Source organism: Paenibacillus sp. JZ16, from assembly GCF_015326965.1.
GTDB lineage: Bacteria > Bacillota > Bacilli > Paenibacillales > Paenibacillaceae > Paenibacillus_AQ.
In genome coordinates this window covers 6,818,394-6,834,831 of the sequence record NZ_CP017659.1, presented here as the reverse complement: position 1 = coordinate 6,834,831, position 16,438 = coordinate 6,818,394, and the positions used below count along the sequence as shown (strand labels likewise).

The window sequence follows — 16,438 nt, the reverse complement described above, 5'->3', positions numbered from 1 at the left end:
GCCATCCGAATTTTAAAAGGTCTCCACAGCCCAGTCAACCGCCCGGTTCAAACTTCTCTGCACGCCTGTCAGGACTCCGGTCAGTCCGGACGGCTTGTTCGTAAACAGCAGCTTCCGATCGCCGCCCGCAGACTCAGATGTTATGGTGACATCTTCAAAAATAGCGTCGTAAATATCATCCTTCTCATTCTGCTCGTGATATTGCGATTCAAACGCAACGCCCCCTGCGCCAATCGAAACATCCACAGGCTGCTGGTCCAGAATTAACTGTTGATCGACACTCACCGACACGGAATGGCCTTTCACCGAAATCTCCAACGAGCGGTTGCCAAGTATGTTGACCGGATACTCATTCTCATCATCCCGATCTCCGGCCTGCGTCTGTTCCTTGGTATATACCGATGCTTTGTCGAATTGCAGATCCTCTTCACCCCACTCGACCTTCGGCAGGGAATAAGTGAACAGCTCCTCGGGCGCTTGACCTGCTCGCTTCTGCTCTACCACCACGTTGTTGTTCTCCAGAAGGAGTCTTACGTAAGAGCCCTTGGTCCGGTCGTAACGGACATAGATGGACTGCCGTCCTACCACATTGCCGAGCGCTTTAGCCGAGACGGTTACGTCAGTCTCTTCGCTGCCTTTTAAATAAACCGTCCCTGCCTGAGACGGAGGCGATGTGACCACGAAACGGTTATCCGAAAATTCAACCGCTCCGCCGAGCAGCTCCCACTTGTCAGCCTGCTGCTTGTCCCCCCGCACAAACTGCATAGATTGTCCTTGGTCCTTGTGCAGCTTCATCAACAGGTGGTTGGTGGACCAGTAAGGAGCAGGCTGGACCCGAGTCAGATTATAAAGATCGCTATCCTGCGAGTTGAAAGCCATACCTTCCCGGTTGAAATTCATCCCAAACAACTGCTCAATCTGCTCCGTATTGGCATCGGCCACAAGCTGATTCATGCCGCTGCCAAGCGCATTGGCGTGCATGATCATATATGTCCCTGGAACGTAGCCCAGCGATTCCGTGTAGACTTTATTCATCGCCTCATAGTCAGCTTGAATCCGTTCTTCCATCTCCGCGCGGTTCTCGAGCGGTATCATGTTCTCGTCGCGAATGAAATCCATCAAATAGTGGTTGTAATACTCCACGTTGGATTTGCTGGTCAGTTCACCCTCATCCTTAACGCCGATATAACGGCCTTCACTATCAAAAATATTAATATAAGTCAGCCGGTTGCCGTTGGTCCCCAGCTCCCAATAACCGGTGCGGGTCATCTTCAGCATATCCTTCGGCTGCAGAAATTTACGTTCACTGTTGCCCATTTTGTCCGCATAGGACAGGAAGGTGGCCTTATAGTTGTATTTCTCCAGCAGCGGCTGCGCGAACAGCGCGGAGTCATTCCGTCCATCTTCAAAGGACAGATACAGCGCTTTATCCGGCAGCTTCTTGCCATTACGATAATAATCGATAATATCTTGCTGCGAAATCGTGGTGTAGCCCTGTTCATATAAGGCCTTCAATTGTGCATCCAGCTGGCTCTTGGATACGAGCTTGGATGTCCCGGTGCGGCCGACTCCGAAATAGGATAGCGCAATAAAGCCCTGATCCTGTCGCCAGGCCGACCTGTCCGGCTCCTTATAGGTGCGAAAATCGAAAATCGCATTCGCCAGCAGGACGGCTACTACGGCCAATACAACGACCTGTGCCGTAACTTTGATGATTTTGCGGCGATTTTTTCGCTGAACATTGAGGGCTGCATTTTGTTTTTTACCCATTTGTCATCCTCACTTCAACCGCTTTGACACGATCAGAACGGTAATCCGAATTTTTTGCCTTTACGCTTGCGGGCTTCCTTCTTCTCTCTAGCTTCAATATCCTGCGGTGTTTCCCGGGTCCCCCATGTCGACTTCCAGAAGGTAAACCAGGCCACCGGCATCTGCCATAACAGGACAAACTCATAGAACAGACAGAATACGAAGCCGAACACCCAGAGCTTGCTCTTGCGAAACAGCAGGTGGGCAAGACTCATGAGCAGCGCCATCAGCAGCAAGCCCATCAGGAAGGTCCCCGGGAAAATGCCGTGAACGATCGGCACGTACATCAAGTTATAGGCAACCACGACAGGCGCGGCAATCGGCACGATTAGGCCTATGTAGAAAAACAATGCCATAAACGGCTCTTTCCGCCAAATAAAGCTTCCGGCCCGGAGCGACTCGCGCAGCCAGGAGCGCTTCCAGCGCATCTGCTGCTTCAGGAACACCTTCATCTGCGAAGGGACAATCGTCGAGCATATGGCGGAATCCTGGTAACCGGTGCGATGTGTTTTCAAAATAAAGTTCGTCATGCTTCGGTCATCCCCGAAGGTGGCGGGTCTGCCCAGAAACTTCTGGTTCAGCCAGGCGTCCGCATGCTGCAGGATCAGCTCTTTCCGATAGCAGGATAACGGGCCCGACAAGCAGGTCACGCTGTCAAACCAGGACTCCGCCGCTTTCATGATCCGAAAGGCAATATAATAACGGACCGTCTGCAGCTTCGTCATGTTATTGGTATATTTGTTCTCGACGTCCGTCCGGCCGGCCACGCCGCCCATCTTAGGGTCCTGAAAAGGCTGAACGAGGTGGCGAATCGCCGTCGGGTCCAGAAAGCTGTCGGAGTCCACGAACACCACCAAATCATGCTTCGCCATCTCCACACCCTTGACCAGGGCAACCCGCTTGCCCGCATTCTCCGGCAGCACCGTATAGGACAAGCGTTCGCGGGTCGCGTATCGCTCCGCCTCGGAGTGAATCACTTCAATCATATCCTTGATCTGCTGCACCGATTGGTCTGTCGATCGGTCATCCACGACGATGACCTCCAGCTTATCGACCGGATAATCCTGATTAATACAGCTGAGAATCGTACGTTTAATCCAATCCGCTTCATTGAAGCAGGGGATGATAATCGAAACCCCCGGTGTATAATCCGGATTGATCGGCACATCGCGGTACAATGCCCCAAACAGGTAGCGAGTTAGCAAAAACAGGGCTGCGATTAAGCTGTACAAATATAGCACCATGTTGTATTTAAAATAGATAATGCTCTCGGCCCGCATCAGCATGATGAAGAGCACCGCCACGAACATCAACGCGCTGGCAGAATATACGGAATAGCCCCACCGTTTGCGCTGAAAATATTCAGTCAGCGGTTTCTCAAATTCCAAGGCAAGCATATGTTCTTCACCGGATTCTGCCAAATTCGTGGCCCGGCGAACGATGCTTGCATCCATCCTTACAGCCGATTCGAAACCTTCCGGCATCGCGCCTGGCGGGATCCGGAATCGGGCCTTTACCTTGTCGCCCACTTCGAGACCTGAAGAAGCGTCCGGCAGCTTGAGCAGCAGGCCCGTGGCCGAAATATCGGCTGCCTGTCCCTTAATCCCGGCTTTTTTCTTTTTCCCCTTGGGGACGATCCATACTTCAAATTCCGCTTCATAACGCAAGCTGAGCATACGCAGCTTATTTAAATATTCAGAGCTGGACAAATCATCCCCGGGCTGCTCAGCCCGGTTGCCTCTCCGGTCCGCGTTCAAACGAATCTGCTCCGGGTCAGGTACATAGGTAAGAGTACGTCTATCCGTGCGCGGAACCGCAAGAACTTCTTTAGTGCTCTTCGGTTGCTTTCTTTTTATAATCCTCATTGCTTTCTCCCATCGTTACAAACTCCAATAATGAAAGCCATTTGCTTCATATTCGGTTTTTGGATAAGCTCCCTTCACGTCGATCAGAAGCTTCTCTCCTTCAGAGCTAAACATGTCCTTGAATTCGGCAATCCCAAGCTGCTTGAACTCCCGGTGAGCGACGGCGACAACCGCAATCTGAATGTCTTTCAATTCGCTCATGTCCGACAGCTCGATACCATATTCCTCATAAGCCTGATGCGGGTCCACATGCGGGTCCGCGACCATCGGTTGAATTCCGTAGTCCTGCAGCTCCGTAATAATATCGATGACTTTGGAGTTGCGGATATCCCGGCAGTCTTCCTTAAAGGCCAGACCCATTACCGCCACCTTCGCCCTCATCAGATCGATACCTTGGCGAACCGCGAGTTTAATGACATGCTGGGCGATGTATTTGCCCATTCCGTCATTAATATGCCGCCCGGCCAAAATAATTTTGGAATGATATCCCGTATCCTCGGCCTTGTACGTCAAATAATATGGATCAATTCCGATGCAATGTCCGCCAACAAGCCCCGGCCGGAACGGGAGGAAATTCCACTTCGTTTCTGCAGCCCGCAGCACGGCATTCGTATCGATATCCATCTCGTTGAACAGCATGGAGAGCTCGTTCATGAAAGCGATATTGATATCGCGCTGGGCATTCTCGATGACCTTGGCTGCTTCCGCCACCCGGATGCTTTCCGCCCGGTGAACGCCTGCATCAATAATCAGCTCATATAGGCTGGCAACCGTCTCCAGTGCCTCCGGGTCATTACCGGACACAATTTTCACGATGGTCTCGAGTCGGTGTACCTGGTCTCCGGGATTGATTCGTTCCGGGGAATACCCCACCTTGAAATCCTCGCCCAGGCGCAGGCCGGACTCCTCTTCAAGAATCGGAATGCAAACTTCCTCCGTTACGCCCGGATAAACCGTTGACTCATACACAACAACCGCTCCCCGGGTCAATGCGCGGCCGACCAATCGGCTGGCATTGCGCACGAATTTCAGGTCCGGGACATTTCCGCTTTTTACGGGTGTCGGAACGGCGACAATAAAGCAGCGCGCTTCCTTCAGCTTGTCCGGATCCGAGGTGAAGGACGCCGTGCAGTTCGCAAGCGAAGTATCTCCGATCTCACCGGTAGCATCGAATCCGCTGCGGTACTGCTGCACCTTGGCCTCGCTCAGATCGAAGCCGATGACATCCAGCTTTCTTGAGAATGCGACCGCCAGCGGCAGCCCCACATATCCAAGACCGACGACCGCTAATTTGTCAACGCGGTCCATCATATTCACATATAATTCCATCTTATTCCATCTCCATTGCGGCTTTATCCTGCAGCTGCATCATGTCCGCCATTTTTACAAACGTATATCCTTTATTCTTCAGCCCTTCGAGTACTCGGGGCAGGGCCTCAATAGTATGAATGTCATCCAGCATATGAAGCAAAATGACGCTTCCCTTTTGTGTCTTGGTCATAACTCCGTTCACAATATCGTCGGCACTGTTGGAAATATCCCAATCCAGCGTAGTCACATCATACATTGCAATGGCGGGGTAACCGGCAGCCGCCAGCGCTTTGGCCCGTTCGTCATCTACCACGCCGGTCGGCGGGCGAAACAGCATGACAGGCTGCTGCTGTATGGCCTCCGTAATAACCTGGTGGGCCTTGACGACATCCTGCTGCAGCTCTTCCGGCGTTAGCGATGTAACGACGGGATGGCTGTAGGAATGATTGGCCACATCGTGTCCGCCTTCGACCATCGCCCGCGCCAAATTCGGGTTGCTTTCCACTCCTTTGGCCCGCAGGAAGAAGGTGGCCTTCACATCATGCTCCTCCAAAATATCAAGGATGCGGGTTACCGTTTTGTCGCTTCCGAAATCATCAAAGGTCAGGGCAACCTCTTTTTTGTTCGTATTGACTTTATAAACCAGTTCATATTTCGCCTGTTCATAATCCGGGTTCATTCTAGCAGCGTCGTATCCCGGAATTAACTCGAGCGGTTTTCGCACGCCGCCATTGCGCACCAGCTCATCCAGCGTAACCAATTGATATCCGATATCGTCCACGGCCTGGGCTATGTATTTAATAGAAGAAATCACTTCCGGATTGACATCGGTATTCATGGAAATAATGCCGCCTCTGGAGATGTACCTGGTCACATACTCTCCAATCTCTTCTGCACTCTGCATATTGCGATCCTTGGGATTAATGTTGTAACTTACAACGGCCTTCATTCCAAGATGTGCAGCTGCCAGCGGCACTTCATCCGGATAATCGCCCGAGCGTGTCCGCACATAGCGGGGCAGGACGCCCGTTTCCCGCTCAATGACATCATTCGCGAGTTTGATTTCCTTATAAATCTGATCGTAATCAAGCTGATTCATATCGAGCTGATTGAGCGTATTGTTCTCAATTTCATGACCTTTGGACAAAATGGCATCCGCAATGTCTGGTTCCTCCGCCACACGGATCCCCGGAAGAAAGAAGGTCGCCTTGATTCCATAGGCATCCAGCTCATCGATCAGGGCCATCATGGTCGCTTTATCGCCCATGCCGTTAAAGGTGAGCGCCAATTCTTTCCTGGCTGTGTAAACAAACGGGATTTCCCTGCTCTTTTCTCCCGTATACCGTTCCACTTTTTGAACTGTCGCTGTCGAACCGCCCGCTTCATCGCTGGGGGCTTGCTTACCACCAAAAAGACCACAACCCCCCAGTAACGCCAGGGTTAACAACAGTCCGGTCATTCTTGTTAGCATGTATAACATTCGGGTTTTACTAAAATCTCTCTTCATCTGGATACTCCTTTTAAATTTCAACAATTGCTATAACATTTTGGAAAAATTCATGGGTTTTCATCATTTTCATAACTTTGAATTACAATAAGGAACCCCGGTCGTCGAGCTTATGTAATCCGTTGCCCATGTTTTTTTCTAAACATGCTTTTACTCCCTGCCGCTCGATGATTCACATTATAGAATTCAGTTCTATACAATTTCTAAACATTTCCGATTTAACCGGGACTTGGCCCCCTGTCAGACAAAAAAAATACCTCCGAAAGTCTCTTAAGACCTTCGAAGGTATGTTGAATAGTGAATGATTCATGTTGTTCATGTTGTTCCATTTAACCTGAAAATCGCTATTGAACCTCATGCAAAATCAAGGCTCTTCCCCAGCCATCGCGGTTCGTTTGTGAACCCAAGCCTGGTAGTGATGGACGGCCAGTCCCGCAAAGGAGTTATGGTCGCTGCCAAGTTTGGCCGCACGCAGGGCTTCATCCTCCATCTCCTGTTCGCTCTTGGCAAAGAAGGTGAGATGCTCGCCTTCCTCCGTATCCCCAAGCTCCATGCCGATCCAGACAGACTTGCCGAGTTCGTCCGCCTGCTCCAGCTCTTCCTTGGACAATTCATACATCTGCTCCCCGCTGTCCCGGTACGCCATAACGGCAATCGCGTCCGTATTCTCAATCATCCAGCGGCTGAACGAATCGGCATCCCCGCTGCGGGGTCCAGGTATCGAGTCAAGCCAGAAAGGAACGGCGGCGCTGAACGTTAGCCCCTGACGCTTTGCCTCCTGCACCCAAACCTCCATGTTCGCGCTCCATTCTTCCACCACCTGTGCCTGTTCACGGCCCCATCTTCGGAGCACATAGGGCTCAACATCGAGCTGCACGCCCTCGAATTTCTCCTCCGGCGCAGCCGTACGATTGTACGCTTCCAGCCAGGCCAGCAGCTCCATCCCTTTTCGCCGGCCTTCCTCGTAAGCCCAATCCGGCTGACCGTTCAAGGCATGGACGCTGATCCCCTGCTGATGTGCCGCAGCTACAAAATGGCGGTATTCTTCGTCCGTCACCTCTTGCTGAATCTGCAAAAAGATCGTTGTGATGCCTTCCCTGCCGCTAAAGGCTACAATCTCCTCCGTTTCACTCCGGATCAGACTTGCATCCCACAGCCATGTAGCCTTGTTCTGATTCACCTTGCCTGACGGGAGAAGAAAAAGGATCAGCAGCAAAAGACAGATGCCGGCAACCAGAATGATCCACTTCGCTTTTGCATGTATAGGCCTCATTCTTCTCGTCCATTTCATCAGATCAAGACAGCCTCACCCGGCTCAGCTACATGCTGAACGGAATGGCCGATCTTGTAGATATGAGGCTCGGCGAACGCTTTAAATGCATTTCGTGTATCTAAGATCGGCACGCCGGTCGAAGCGATCGAATGATAATCCAGATTGCTGTGGTTTGTAATGAGGACGATGCAGTCGTAACGGCTGAATTTCGCCAGATCATACTCCACGCTGCGTACCGTTCCGCCTTGCTTATCCACGAAGCTGTGGGCATACGGATCGTAATAATCCACATAGGCGCCATTTTCCTTGAACTGTTCATATACTTCAAGGCCCGGGGATTCACGCAAATCGCTGATGTCCGGTTTGTAAGCCATGCCTAACAGCAGGATATTGGAGCGTTTGATCGATTTGGCATATTCGTTCAGAATCGTAGCCGTCTTATTGATCACATAGTAAGGCATATTATCGTTGGTGGACTGTGCCAGCTCAATAAATTTGCTGTAGAAGCGGAAGCCCTTGGCCTTCCAGGACAGATACATGGGATCCAGCGGGATGCAATGGCCGCCGATGCCCGGTCCCGGATAGAATGGCATGAATCCGAACGGCTTGGTTGCCGCTGCATTGATCACTTCCCATACATCAATGCCCATGCGGTCACACATCATGGCCATCTCGTTAACAAAGGCAATATTCACGCTGCGGAACGTATTTTCCAGCAGTTTGGACATTTCCGCCACTTTCGGGTTGCTGACGGGCACCACCGTCTCCACATACTGCTTGTATAACGCTTCACCCAGCTTTAGGCAGGCATCCGTCGTTCCTCCGATGACCTTCGGCGTATTTCGGGTATTGAACCGGCTGTTGGATGGATCGACCCGTTCCGGCGAGAAGCACAGATAGAAGTTTTGGCCGACCTTATAACCGAGCTTCTCAATCGGCTGCTGAATCAGCTCCTCCGTGGTTCCCGGATAAGTCGTGCTTTCCAGTGTAATTAACAGGTTAGGCTTCATAAAGCGTTTGAGCTGATCGACTACCATTGTAATGTAGGATGTATCCGGATCCTGATTCTCGCTGAGCGGCGTCGGCACGCAGATGCTGACGGCGTCGATCACAGCAATCATGCTGTAATCCGTTGTCGGCTTAAAGCGTCCGGTCTCCATGCATGCCGCAAGCTCTTCGGACGAGATGTCACTAATATAGGACTCGCCGCGGTAAATGCGGTCAATTTTGTCAGAATCCAGATCGATACCGATGACCGTGAATCCCTGTCTTACCATTTCCACAGCCAGCGGCAATCCTACATAGCCCAGTCCCACTACACCCAGAACGGCTTTCTTATTCTCAATGGCACTCAATAAAGTTTCATATTCCTCATTCACAAGTATTCAACCTCCATCGGATGTTTAGTCTATTCGTCTATTTCTTTTGCCTATTCGCCAAAAGACAGACCTCGTTTTGTTGAACTCTCTCCTTGCGATTAAAGAACCTCTCAGCTCAACTAATCACGTATCATTCATCATTCATTAATTCTCATCAAACTAGAAGCGTTAGTAACGATGTGTTTAATGAAGGCAGCGGCGGATGCGGGCATCCAGCTCCACCGGCGAGAACGGTTTGGTTACATAATCATCCACCCCGTTTTGGAAGCATTGGCTGATCGTTTGCTCCACTCGTTTCTCCGTTAATACCACAATTTTCGGCGGCTCCTTCATATCCAGCTGCTGGATATGATGGATGAAAGGCAGGCCGTCGATGCCATGCAGGTTGAGCTCGGTCAGCACAAGATCCGGCTCCCATTTCGGGATGAGATCCAGCGCCTCCAAACCGTCTACGGCTTCAAGCGTTTCATAACCTTGCATGGCCAAGCGGATCTGTAAAAACTCCCTCACCGTGGCATCTTGATCCACGATGAGAATGCGGTTTTGACCGCTGTCTGCTTCCTCCTGCGTAAATATATGAATATCCGAAGAGGTGCTGAGCTTGGTCGCTTCCGCCATCTGCTTCAACGTCAGCGCTGATGGCACTTCCGTAAGCGCGGCAAGCGTAATACGCGGATCTGCTTGCTCCAAACGGCCTTGCAGATGCTGCTTCAGGAGCAATGCCTGATAATGGGCGGCATCCAGCGAATATCCAGGCAAGGTAACGGCCATTACACCGGTTTGGGTGTCTTGCAGTACCTCACCGTTCAGGCCGGACAGCTGATCCACAAAGCTTTGAACCTCTGCCAGCCCAGCCTCCGTCTCGGACGGATTGCCTGCACAGTACAGAAACAGCAATGCTGTTCCATGGCTATGGTTTCTCACTTCCTCCTCCAGGCGGCCGTAAAAATCTACGGCCTGCACGCGTTGCAATGTTGCGGATTGAGACATAACTGTAGGTCCCACCTCTCTTTATATTTTGATGCTGTTACATATGAACCGGGCCTTGAAGTCAGGCAGCCTCGTTCTTATCTTTCCAGCTCTGCCGGGTCATGGTTCCCCATGAATTGTTGTTTTGCAGATATTGAATATGCCCCTGTACTCTCCACAGCACGCCTAACTGGTGGTATCCCACAAATTTGAGTGCCGAGAAGAGGAGCATCTTCACCAGATCGGACAATTTGGTATACCGGCGGAAGGCCATCTCCTCCAGGATGAGAGCTCCCACGCTGAGCAGGTACCCACTTAAAAAATTGACGAGTCCAAACACGACCAGCACATGCCAATTTGTCATATCCAGCAATACATATCCAAGCAGAGCCAGAAGGCCCGTAATTCTGAAGTAAGGGTTTAACGCTTCAAAAATAACGTTGTAGGGCATCGTCAACATGCCCATGACTTTATATTTCGGATTGAACACCATATCGCGGTTCTCGATCATGTTCTTCAAGTTTCCCCGTCCCCAGCGCTTGCGCTGGTTGGACAGAATGTTGTAGCTGTCCGGCGCCTGCGTCCAGCACACCGCTTCCGGGCAAAAGGAAACGCGGTACTTGATTTTATTTTCCAGCATATAGCGGTGCAGCTTGATAATGATGTTCATATCTTCGCCGGGGTAGCCACCCCGATAGCCGCCCACCGCGATGACATAATCTTTCCGGAACAAGCCGAAGGCTCCCGAGACGATGATGAGCCCGTTGAAATGGCTCCACCCGATTCGTCCTCCCAGGAAAGCTTTCAAATATTCGATCGATTGGAACATCGGCCATACCCGGCGCGGCAAGGATACGTCCTTAACCTCTCCATTCTCAATCACGCAGCCATTGGCGATCCGAACATCTCCGCCGATAGCCACCGTTTCCTCCGGATTCTCCATGTACATGCGGGCCATCCGGATCAGTGCATCCTTCTCCAGCAGCGAATCCGCATCGATGGAAGAAATCAGCGGATAACGGGACAGGTTAATGCCCGCGTTCAATGAATCCGCCTTACCGCCATTCTCTTTGTCAATGAGATATAGCTGAGGGTACTGCGGATTATAATAAATGCCGCGAACCTTGTTCGTGCTGATGTTGCCGCGGATCTCCGGATTAGGAAGCAGCGTCAAACCATACTCCTCAATCAGCACCTTCAGCGTTTCGTCGGAGGATCCGTCATTGATGACAATGACCTCATAGGTTGGATAGTTCAGCGTCATCAGACAGCGGACATTCTCCGCGATAGTGAGCTCTTCGTTATAGGCCGGAACCAGCAAAGATACCGATGGAACCAGTTCCGAACCCGAGAGCGTATTGTACTTGGAATACGTGGCGCGTCTGAAAATATCTTTAATATTTCTGAAAGAAAACATCAGAATTACAAAATAAAGCGCGCTAACGATCATGACGTAATAAATCGCCACCATCCCGTAAGTGAGCAGGATATCTCTAAGCAGTGTAATCTCCTCCTACTCCTGCAACCGTGCTGATCCGTTTGTTCGTTTGAACACCGAAATAACGATCGTACACCAGTTTTCTTTTGTTAAATGCCACCATTTGTTCGACTTGCTCGTATTCGCCTTCGTTGGACATGATCCGTTCGATCCGGTACAAGGCCGTCTCCCTGGCTGGACCTTCTCCTGTCAGGGCAGCTTGGCACAAGGTCTCGAATCCTTGTTCTCCCAACATCGCAAGACTCTCCGCGCTGTTGTTGCGCACATGCCAATTCTCGTCCTTCAAGGCGGAAGCCAGAATCGGAATGCTGCCTGCGGCGTGCAGTCGTCCCAGCGCTTTGGCCGCTGCGGCACGTACTTCCCACTCATGATCATTCATAAGCTCCGCAATGGTATCATCCTTCAGTGCCGGATAAGAGCCAAGATACAGCTTGACCGCCTCCGCACGCACGTCCTTCTCCTCGGAACCGACCAGTCGATCGAGTGCCGGCACGACAGCCGGAATGGCCTGCCCCCACATGGCTACAAGCGATACCTTGACCAGTCCAGGATCGGGATCATCCAAGAGCTTGCGCATGAGGCTGGCCGAATCGAGCCGGGTTTCAAGCAATATATCGGCAGCCATATGATGAATGGCTTTATCGTAGGACAGCAGTTTGGACAACATCTCTCGAATCTGCTGTGACTGAACTGCGCTTTTGGCAATCGCCCGCGCAATGATGATGGTCATCGGGCCGTATTTGGTGCGGTTCATCAGCTGCTGAAGCTGCGGCACAGCCTCTTCCGCACGCATCCCTCCAAGGCGGTAGACCGCCTCAATACGACGGTCTTTCCGCAGGCTGGATAATGCCCGAACCTCCTCTTCCACAAATCCGGCTTCCCGGCATAAGCGCAGCAGCTTGTCTCTGGCGTCCCCTTTGAATTGCTCGATCCACTCTATAAACTTGGCTTGAATGACCCGGCGCTCAGCCGAAGTCAATTTGCCTGGCGGGAGTTCCAGCTTCGTATCGTCATGCAGATGACTCTGGACATACACAAAATAGTCATGATGTTTTTCTGTTAAGCGTTCCGTTTCTCTTTGTACAGCATTGTGCTTGATCTTCATTTGGAACAACAGGATAATGCCGGCTGCAATAAGGCCGAGACATACATAGACAAAGACGTATGCCATTTCTAAATTTGAAAACATATCCGATGGCTCCTCCTTTTATTTAGCATCTGGTTTCCGCTCCGTTTCAGACAGACGGGTGAATATGTCCTGCATATCATAATAACTTTGTTTTAATCGTTCACTGTACTTGGTTGCTTCCCATAGCTCCCAAGTATAAGGTTCAATCTCCTCCAGGTTGATGGACTCTGCCGATCCTGACGCTGACTGCCCGTTATTCTCAGATCGCTGCGCGATCCACGGAGCCAGCCGGATCCCTTCCGCTGTTATCGTGCTGAATGTACGCTTGTCTTGAAGCGGACTGTAATCCAGCACCTGCAGCGAACTCGGATCCCCGAACCCGAGCAGCATCCATGGAATTCTCATCTCCACGAACCTGTCTTGATACTGCCAGGCCGTTAGAGAATTAAAATCCGGAGATTGCGGATCACTGGTCCCCCGTTTCAGCATCCCTACTCTTTCATCCACAAACGGATGGGAAAAGCGGGTATCCGGCGGATTCATCAGCAGGCTGATGGCCAGCTTCCAGGCATGAAACGAACCTCCGGACACCACAGGATCGTCCTTGGTCCCCTTCGCTTCCTCTCCTGGCAGCATCCAATACCCCTCTTTGCCGTACAACCGGCTGTGGAAATCGTAGGATGGCGCAATGGTGACCTGGGACTCATCCTCTTGACCTAACTGAATCAAAGTTTCCAAAGCTCCACCTGTAAGCGTTCGTCCCGCCAATTCTTTCTTAGGGATGTCGCCGCCAGGGATCGTATCTGCTCCGATGAAAAGCTTGGAACGTTCGGGATCAAACGCTTCCTCCAGTTCCATGCCGATATACAGGTAGGCTTCATCATGAGTCAGCTTCATGTTCTTGACGCCCGGTGCCGTTCCGGACCAGGTCTTGACTTCCCCTTCGGGAACTTTATCCCAATCGCTGAGATCCCCGTCGATCGTGATCTGCTCTACCTTGCCCGGCTGCATCGCAAGAACGCCGAACATCTTCTCATTCGTCAGTACATTCAACCAGAATGCCCGGCGGTCTGCCGGTATTTCAAAAGGCATTGTATTCCATGTTTTCTTGAACCATTCGTCCTGCCACATGAACAGGATCGCCCCGGAATAACCTTCGTCGTAAATATCCTGGGTCAGCGAGACGTTGACTAAGCCTTGCTCAGCTTCATCATGCCCCCCTTGATCCTTACCGCCGGGACCATGGTGCGAAATACCGATGGATGAAGGTACGCCGTACTCGGTGACCATAATCGGCATATCTTCGAAAGCTGCCTTCAATTTTCGCAGGTAGGCTTTGTACGTGTTGTAACCCCCATTACCATCAGGAATGGTCTGCAGCGTTTTGTCCGTCCGGAAAAAATCCGGGTAGTACGGGTATACATGGTATGCGGCAAAATAACCTGCATCCCAGTTCACCGGTTCTACATGCCTTGCATCGACAGATACCAAGTCCTCTTCAAACAGCGGTTCCCCCGGATGCTCAAGCACGTCCGTTGTGACCCAATTGGTAAATGTCATCGGATGCTGCCATCCGTACTTCTGCTCCTCGGCAGCCGTATGGTCCAATAAAGATGCCAGCCAATTCTCAAAAGGACTTGCGTCCTTCGTCCCCGAGAAATAGGACCCCTCATACCGAGGGACATCCTTATGTACCGTGTTGGTGTTATCGACCATGGTTGGGTCCCATTCAGTTCCCACGTGCCAGGCCATAAGGTACTTGCCTGCATTGACCTTATACTTGCCACTCGACTGTCCATGCTTAGCCTCAACATTGATATCGCCGTAGACAGCAGCAACAGCCTTCGATATCTCCGCTTTGAACGTCTGGACGATTTCTTCGTCATACGCATCCTTGCGCTCGATCAGCTGCTCCTCCGGTGACCAAATGCCCTGCATGAAGTACAAAGGGTCATCGCCTTTATCCCGGTTATATTTCACAAGTGCAGAATAGAAGACCGGATTATGCACGGTGTAGACCCTGATTACGTTCGCTCCCATATCATCAATCTGTTTAAACCAGCGAAGGTAATCCTCCTCCGTTGCCGGAAGCTCACCGGGATAATGTCCGGGTACGGTTGCCCCCAGATTCACGCCTTTGGCAAAAACCTCTTTCCAAACTTCCTCATCCTCATATACGAGAAAGGAGGTTCCCTCTGTTTTGAATTTCATTTTCACGCCGTCCGCATCCGCATACGTCTTTAATGACGGCCGTAGATATCCTAGAATTACAGCGGCACCGCAGAGAAGCACTATAGTGAAAAGTGCTGCGATCACCCACCATTTTCGCCTGCTCATCGTCTTCGTTGCTCACCTGCCCTTTCTATGACATGTTTGTTGCTGCACCGACACATGACGACTGAGCCATACTCGTCATTCTATAGCCGATGCGTTCCCGATACCATATTCCTTCTTTACCAACTTTTCCGATATCGATAGTAGTCAAAAAGAAGTAAAACAAACCACTTCCACATTTTTCCCCCGATAAAACTTACCGCTGCCTCTTCACCCCTGTCATTTGACAACTTAACAGCCTGATGTTAGTTGTGTGCAGTGAACAGCATCGCTGTCCGAATAAAGCTGGAACTGCACAACTTCATTCCATTTGAGGAAAGCAGCGATATGACAAAGATTTTCAGAAAATTTTCGTGAATCATAAGGTTAAACGCAAAAAAATTGCTAAAGTTCCGGTCGTTTTTACATCATTATCCATAGTTATTACAAATTTGATACCAAAGTCGTATAAAAAAACGGCTGAGAACCGCATTCTGTAAAGGTTTGGCAATGTTTACCTTTTATACAAAATGAGAATAGAGTCCTGTACCGGGATTGTGTAATATTCTATAGAATTGACACTCGGGATCAAGTGGTAAGTATCGCCTATTTTTTATGATTTCGGTTTGGATCTCCCCGCATCGTGGTATATAAATTAGTTTGGGAAATTTAAAATCTGCGGCAGAATAACATAAATCAGACCCGGTCCATTGTAGATCCGAGTCTGTTATTGGCGATATAAGATTGAAGAAGTTACCATGATTACCGTTTATTCATCAAAGAAAAAACTGCCTTCACCACCAAAAAGTCGGATATCTTCGCTCCTTCACCGCATTATTGACAAGCAGAGCCACAACCACGATCATGACGGACCCGGCAAGCACAGGGGTAAACAGGAATGACCATCCGCTGCCAGCCATAATCACAACCAAAGGGTCTGCACCAGCCGGTGGATGGGTCGTTTTGGTTATCCCCATCAAGCTGATTGCCGCTCCCACGCCGATGGCCATAGCCCAGATTCCGTCACCCAGAACCTCAAGCGTTACGAGTCCCGTGAATGTGGAAATCAGATGACCTCCCACGAGGTTCCTGGGCTGTGATAGCGGCGCATCCCACACCGCAAACGCAAGCACGCAGCTCGCCCCAAAGGGTGCCATGATCCAAACACTCCCTGCAAGTGTCGTCAGAAGAGCCAACAATCCGATGGAAACAGCGCCGCCGATAAAGCCAATGGCGATATTCATGGGACGAACGGTCAACGGACTTCTAGCCCCTCCCTTCATTTTCTGTACATATGCTGCTGCCTGGTCCTTCATTGATTATCCCCCTATATTCATAATTAACTAGTTATTTGGTTATGTATAAAATAATGAATCACAACCTTA

Annotated in this window: 11 protein-coding genes; all 11 read right to left on the bottom strand. The window is 50.7% G+C overall.

Going from position 1 to position 16,438, the window contains the following annotated elements:
• Positions 1 to 12 precede the first annotated feature (12 nt).
• Positions 13 to 1,770 (bottom strand): polysaccharide deacetylase family protein, encoded by a 1,758-nt coding sequence (locus tag BJP58_RS30525; RefSeq protein ID WP_194541828.1) that lies wholly within the window; start codon positions 1,768 to 1,770, stop codon positions 13 to 15.
• Positions 1,771 to 1,802: 32 nt separating this feature from the next.
• A complete protein-coding gene (locus tag BJP58_RS30520) occupies positions 1,803 to 3,674 on the bottom strand; it encodes a glycosyltransferase family 2 protein (protein ID WP_194541827.1) in 1,872 nt (623 codons plus the stop codon).
• Between the two features lie 15 nt (positions 3,675 to 3,689).
• Positions 3,690 to 5,003, bottom strand: a complete 1,314-nt coding sequence (locus BJP58_RS30515) for a nucleotide sugar dehydrogenase (RefSeq protein WP_194541826.1) — start codon at positions 5,001 to 5,003, stop codon at positions 3,690 to 3,692.
• Position 5,004: 1 nt separating this feature from the next.
• On the bottom strand, positions 5,005 to 6,456 hold the full coding sequence (locus tag BJP58_RS30510) for a polysaccharide deacetylase family protein (protein ID WP_194541825.1): 1,452 nt from the start codon (positions 6,454 to 6,456) through the stop codon (positions 5,005 to 5,007).
• Between the two features lie 400 nt (positions 6,457 to 6,856).
• Complete coding sequence (locus BJP58_RS30505) at positions 6,857 to 7,765, bottom strand: hypothetical protein (protein ID WP_233354809.1); 909 nt, start codon at positions 7,763 to 7,765, stop codon at positions 6,857 to 6,859.
• Positions 7,766 to 7,782: 17 nt separating this feature from the next.
• Complete coding sequence (locus tag BJP58_RS30500) at positions 7,783 to 9,144, bottom strand: nucleotide sugar dehydrogenase (RefSeq protein ID WP_194541823.1); 1,362 nt, start codon at positions 9,142 to 9,144, stop codon at positions 7,783 to 7,785.
• 183 nt (positions 9,145 to 9,327) lie between these two features.
• Complete coding sequence (locus BJP58_RS30495; protein WP_194541822.1) at positions 9,328 to 10,134, bottom strand: response regulator transcription factor; 807 nt, start codon at positions 10,132 to 10,134, stop codon at positions 9,328 to 9,330.
• Between the two features lie 61 nt (positions 10,135 to 10,195).
• Positions 10,196 to 11,563 carry a glycosyltransferase family 2 protein gene (locus tag BJP58_RS30490; protein ID WP_233355175.1) on the bottom strand — a complete coding sequence of 456 codons (1,368 nt, stop codon included), beginning with the start codon at positions 11,561 to 11,563 and terminating at the stop codon, positions 10,196 to 10,198.
• A gap of 43 nt (positions 11,564 to 11,606) precedes the next feature.
• The gene (locus BJP58_RS30485) at positions 11,607 to 12,800 is read right to left on the bottom strand and encodes a HEAT repeat domain-containing protein (RefSeq protein ID WP_194541820.1); all 1,194 of its coding nucleotides are present in this window, start codon (positions 12,798 to 12,800) and stop codon (positions 11,607 to 11,609) included.
• An 18-nt stretch (positions 12,801 to 12,818) separates the two neighbouring features.
• Positions 12,819 to 15,077, bottom strand: a complete 2,259-nt coding sequence (locus BJP58_RS30480; RefSeq protein ID WP_194541819.1) for a hypothetical protein — start codon at positions 15,075 to 15,077, stop codon at positions 12,819 to 12,821.
• A gap of 770 nt (positions 15,078 to 15,847) precedes the next feature.
• Positions 15,848 to 16,369 (bottom strand): HPP family protein, encoded by a 522-nt coding sequence (locus tag BJP58_RS30475; protein WP_071223782.1) that lies wholly within the window; start codon positions 16,367 to 16,369, stop codon positions 15,848 to 15,850.
• Positions 16,370 to 16,438 lie beyond the last annotated feature (69 nt).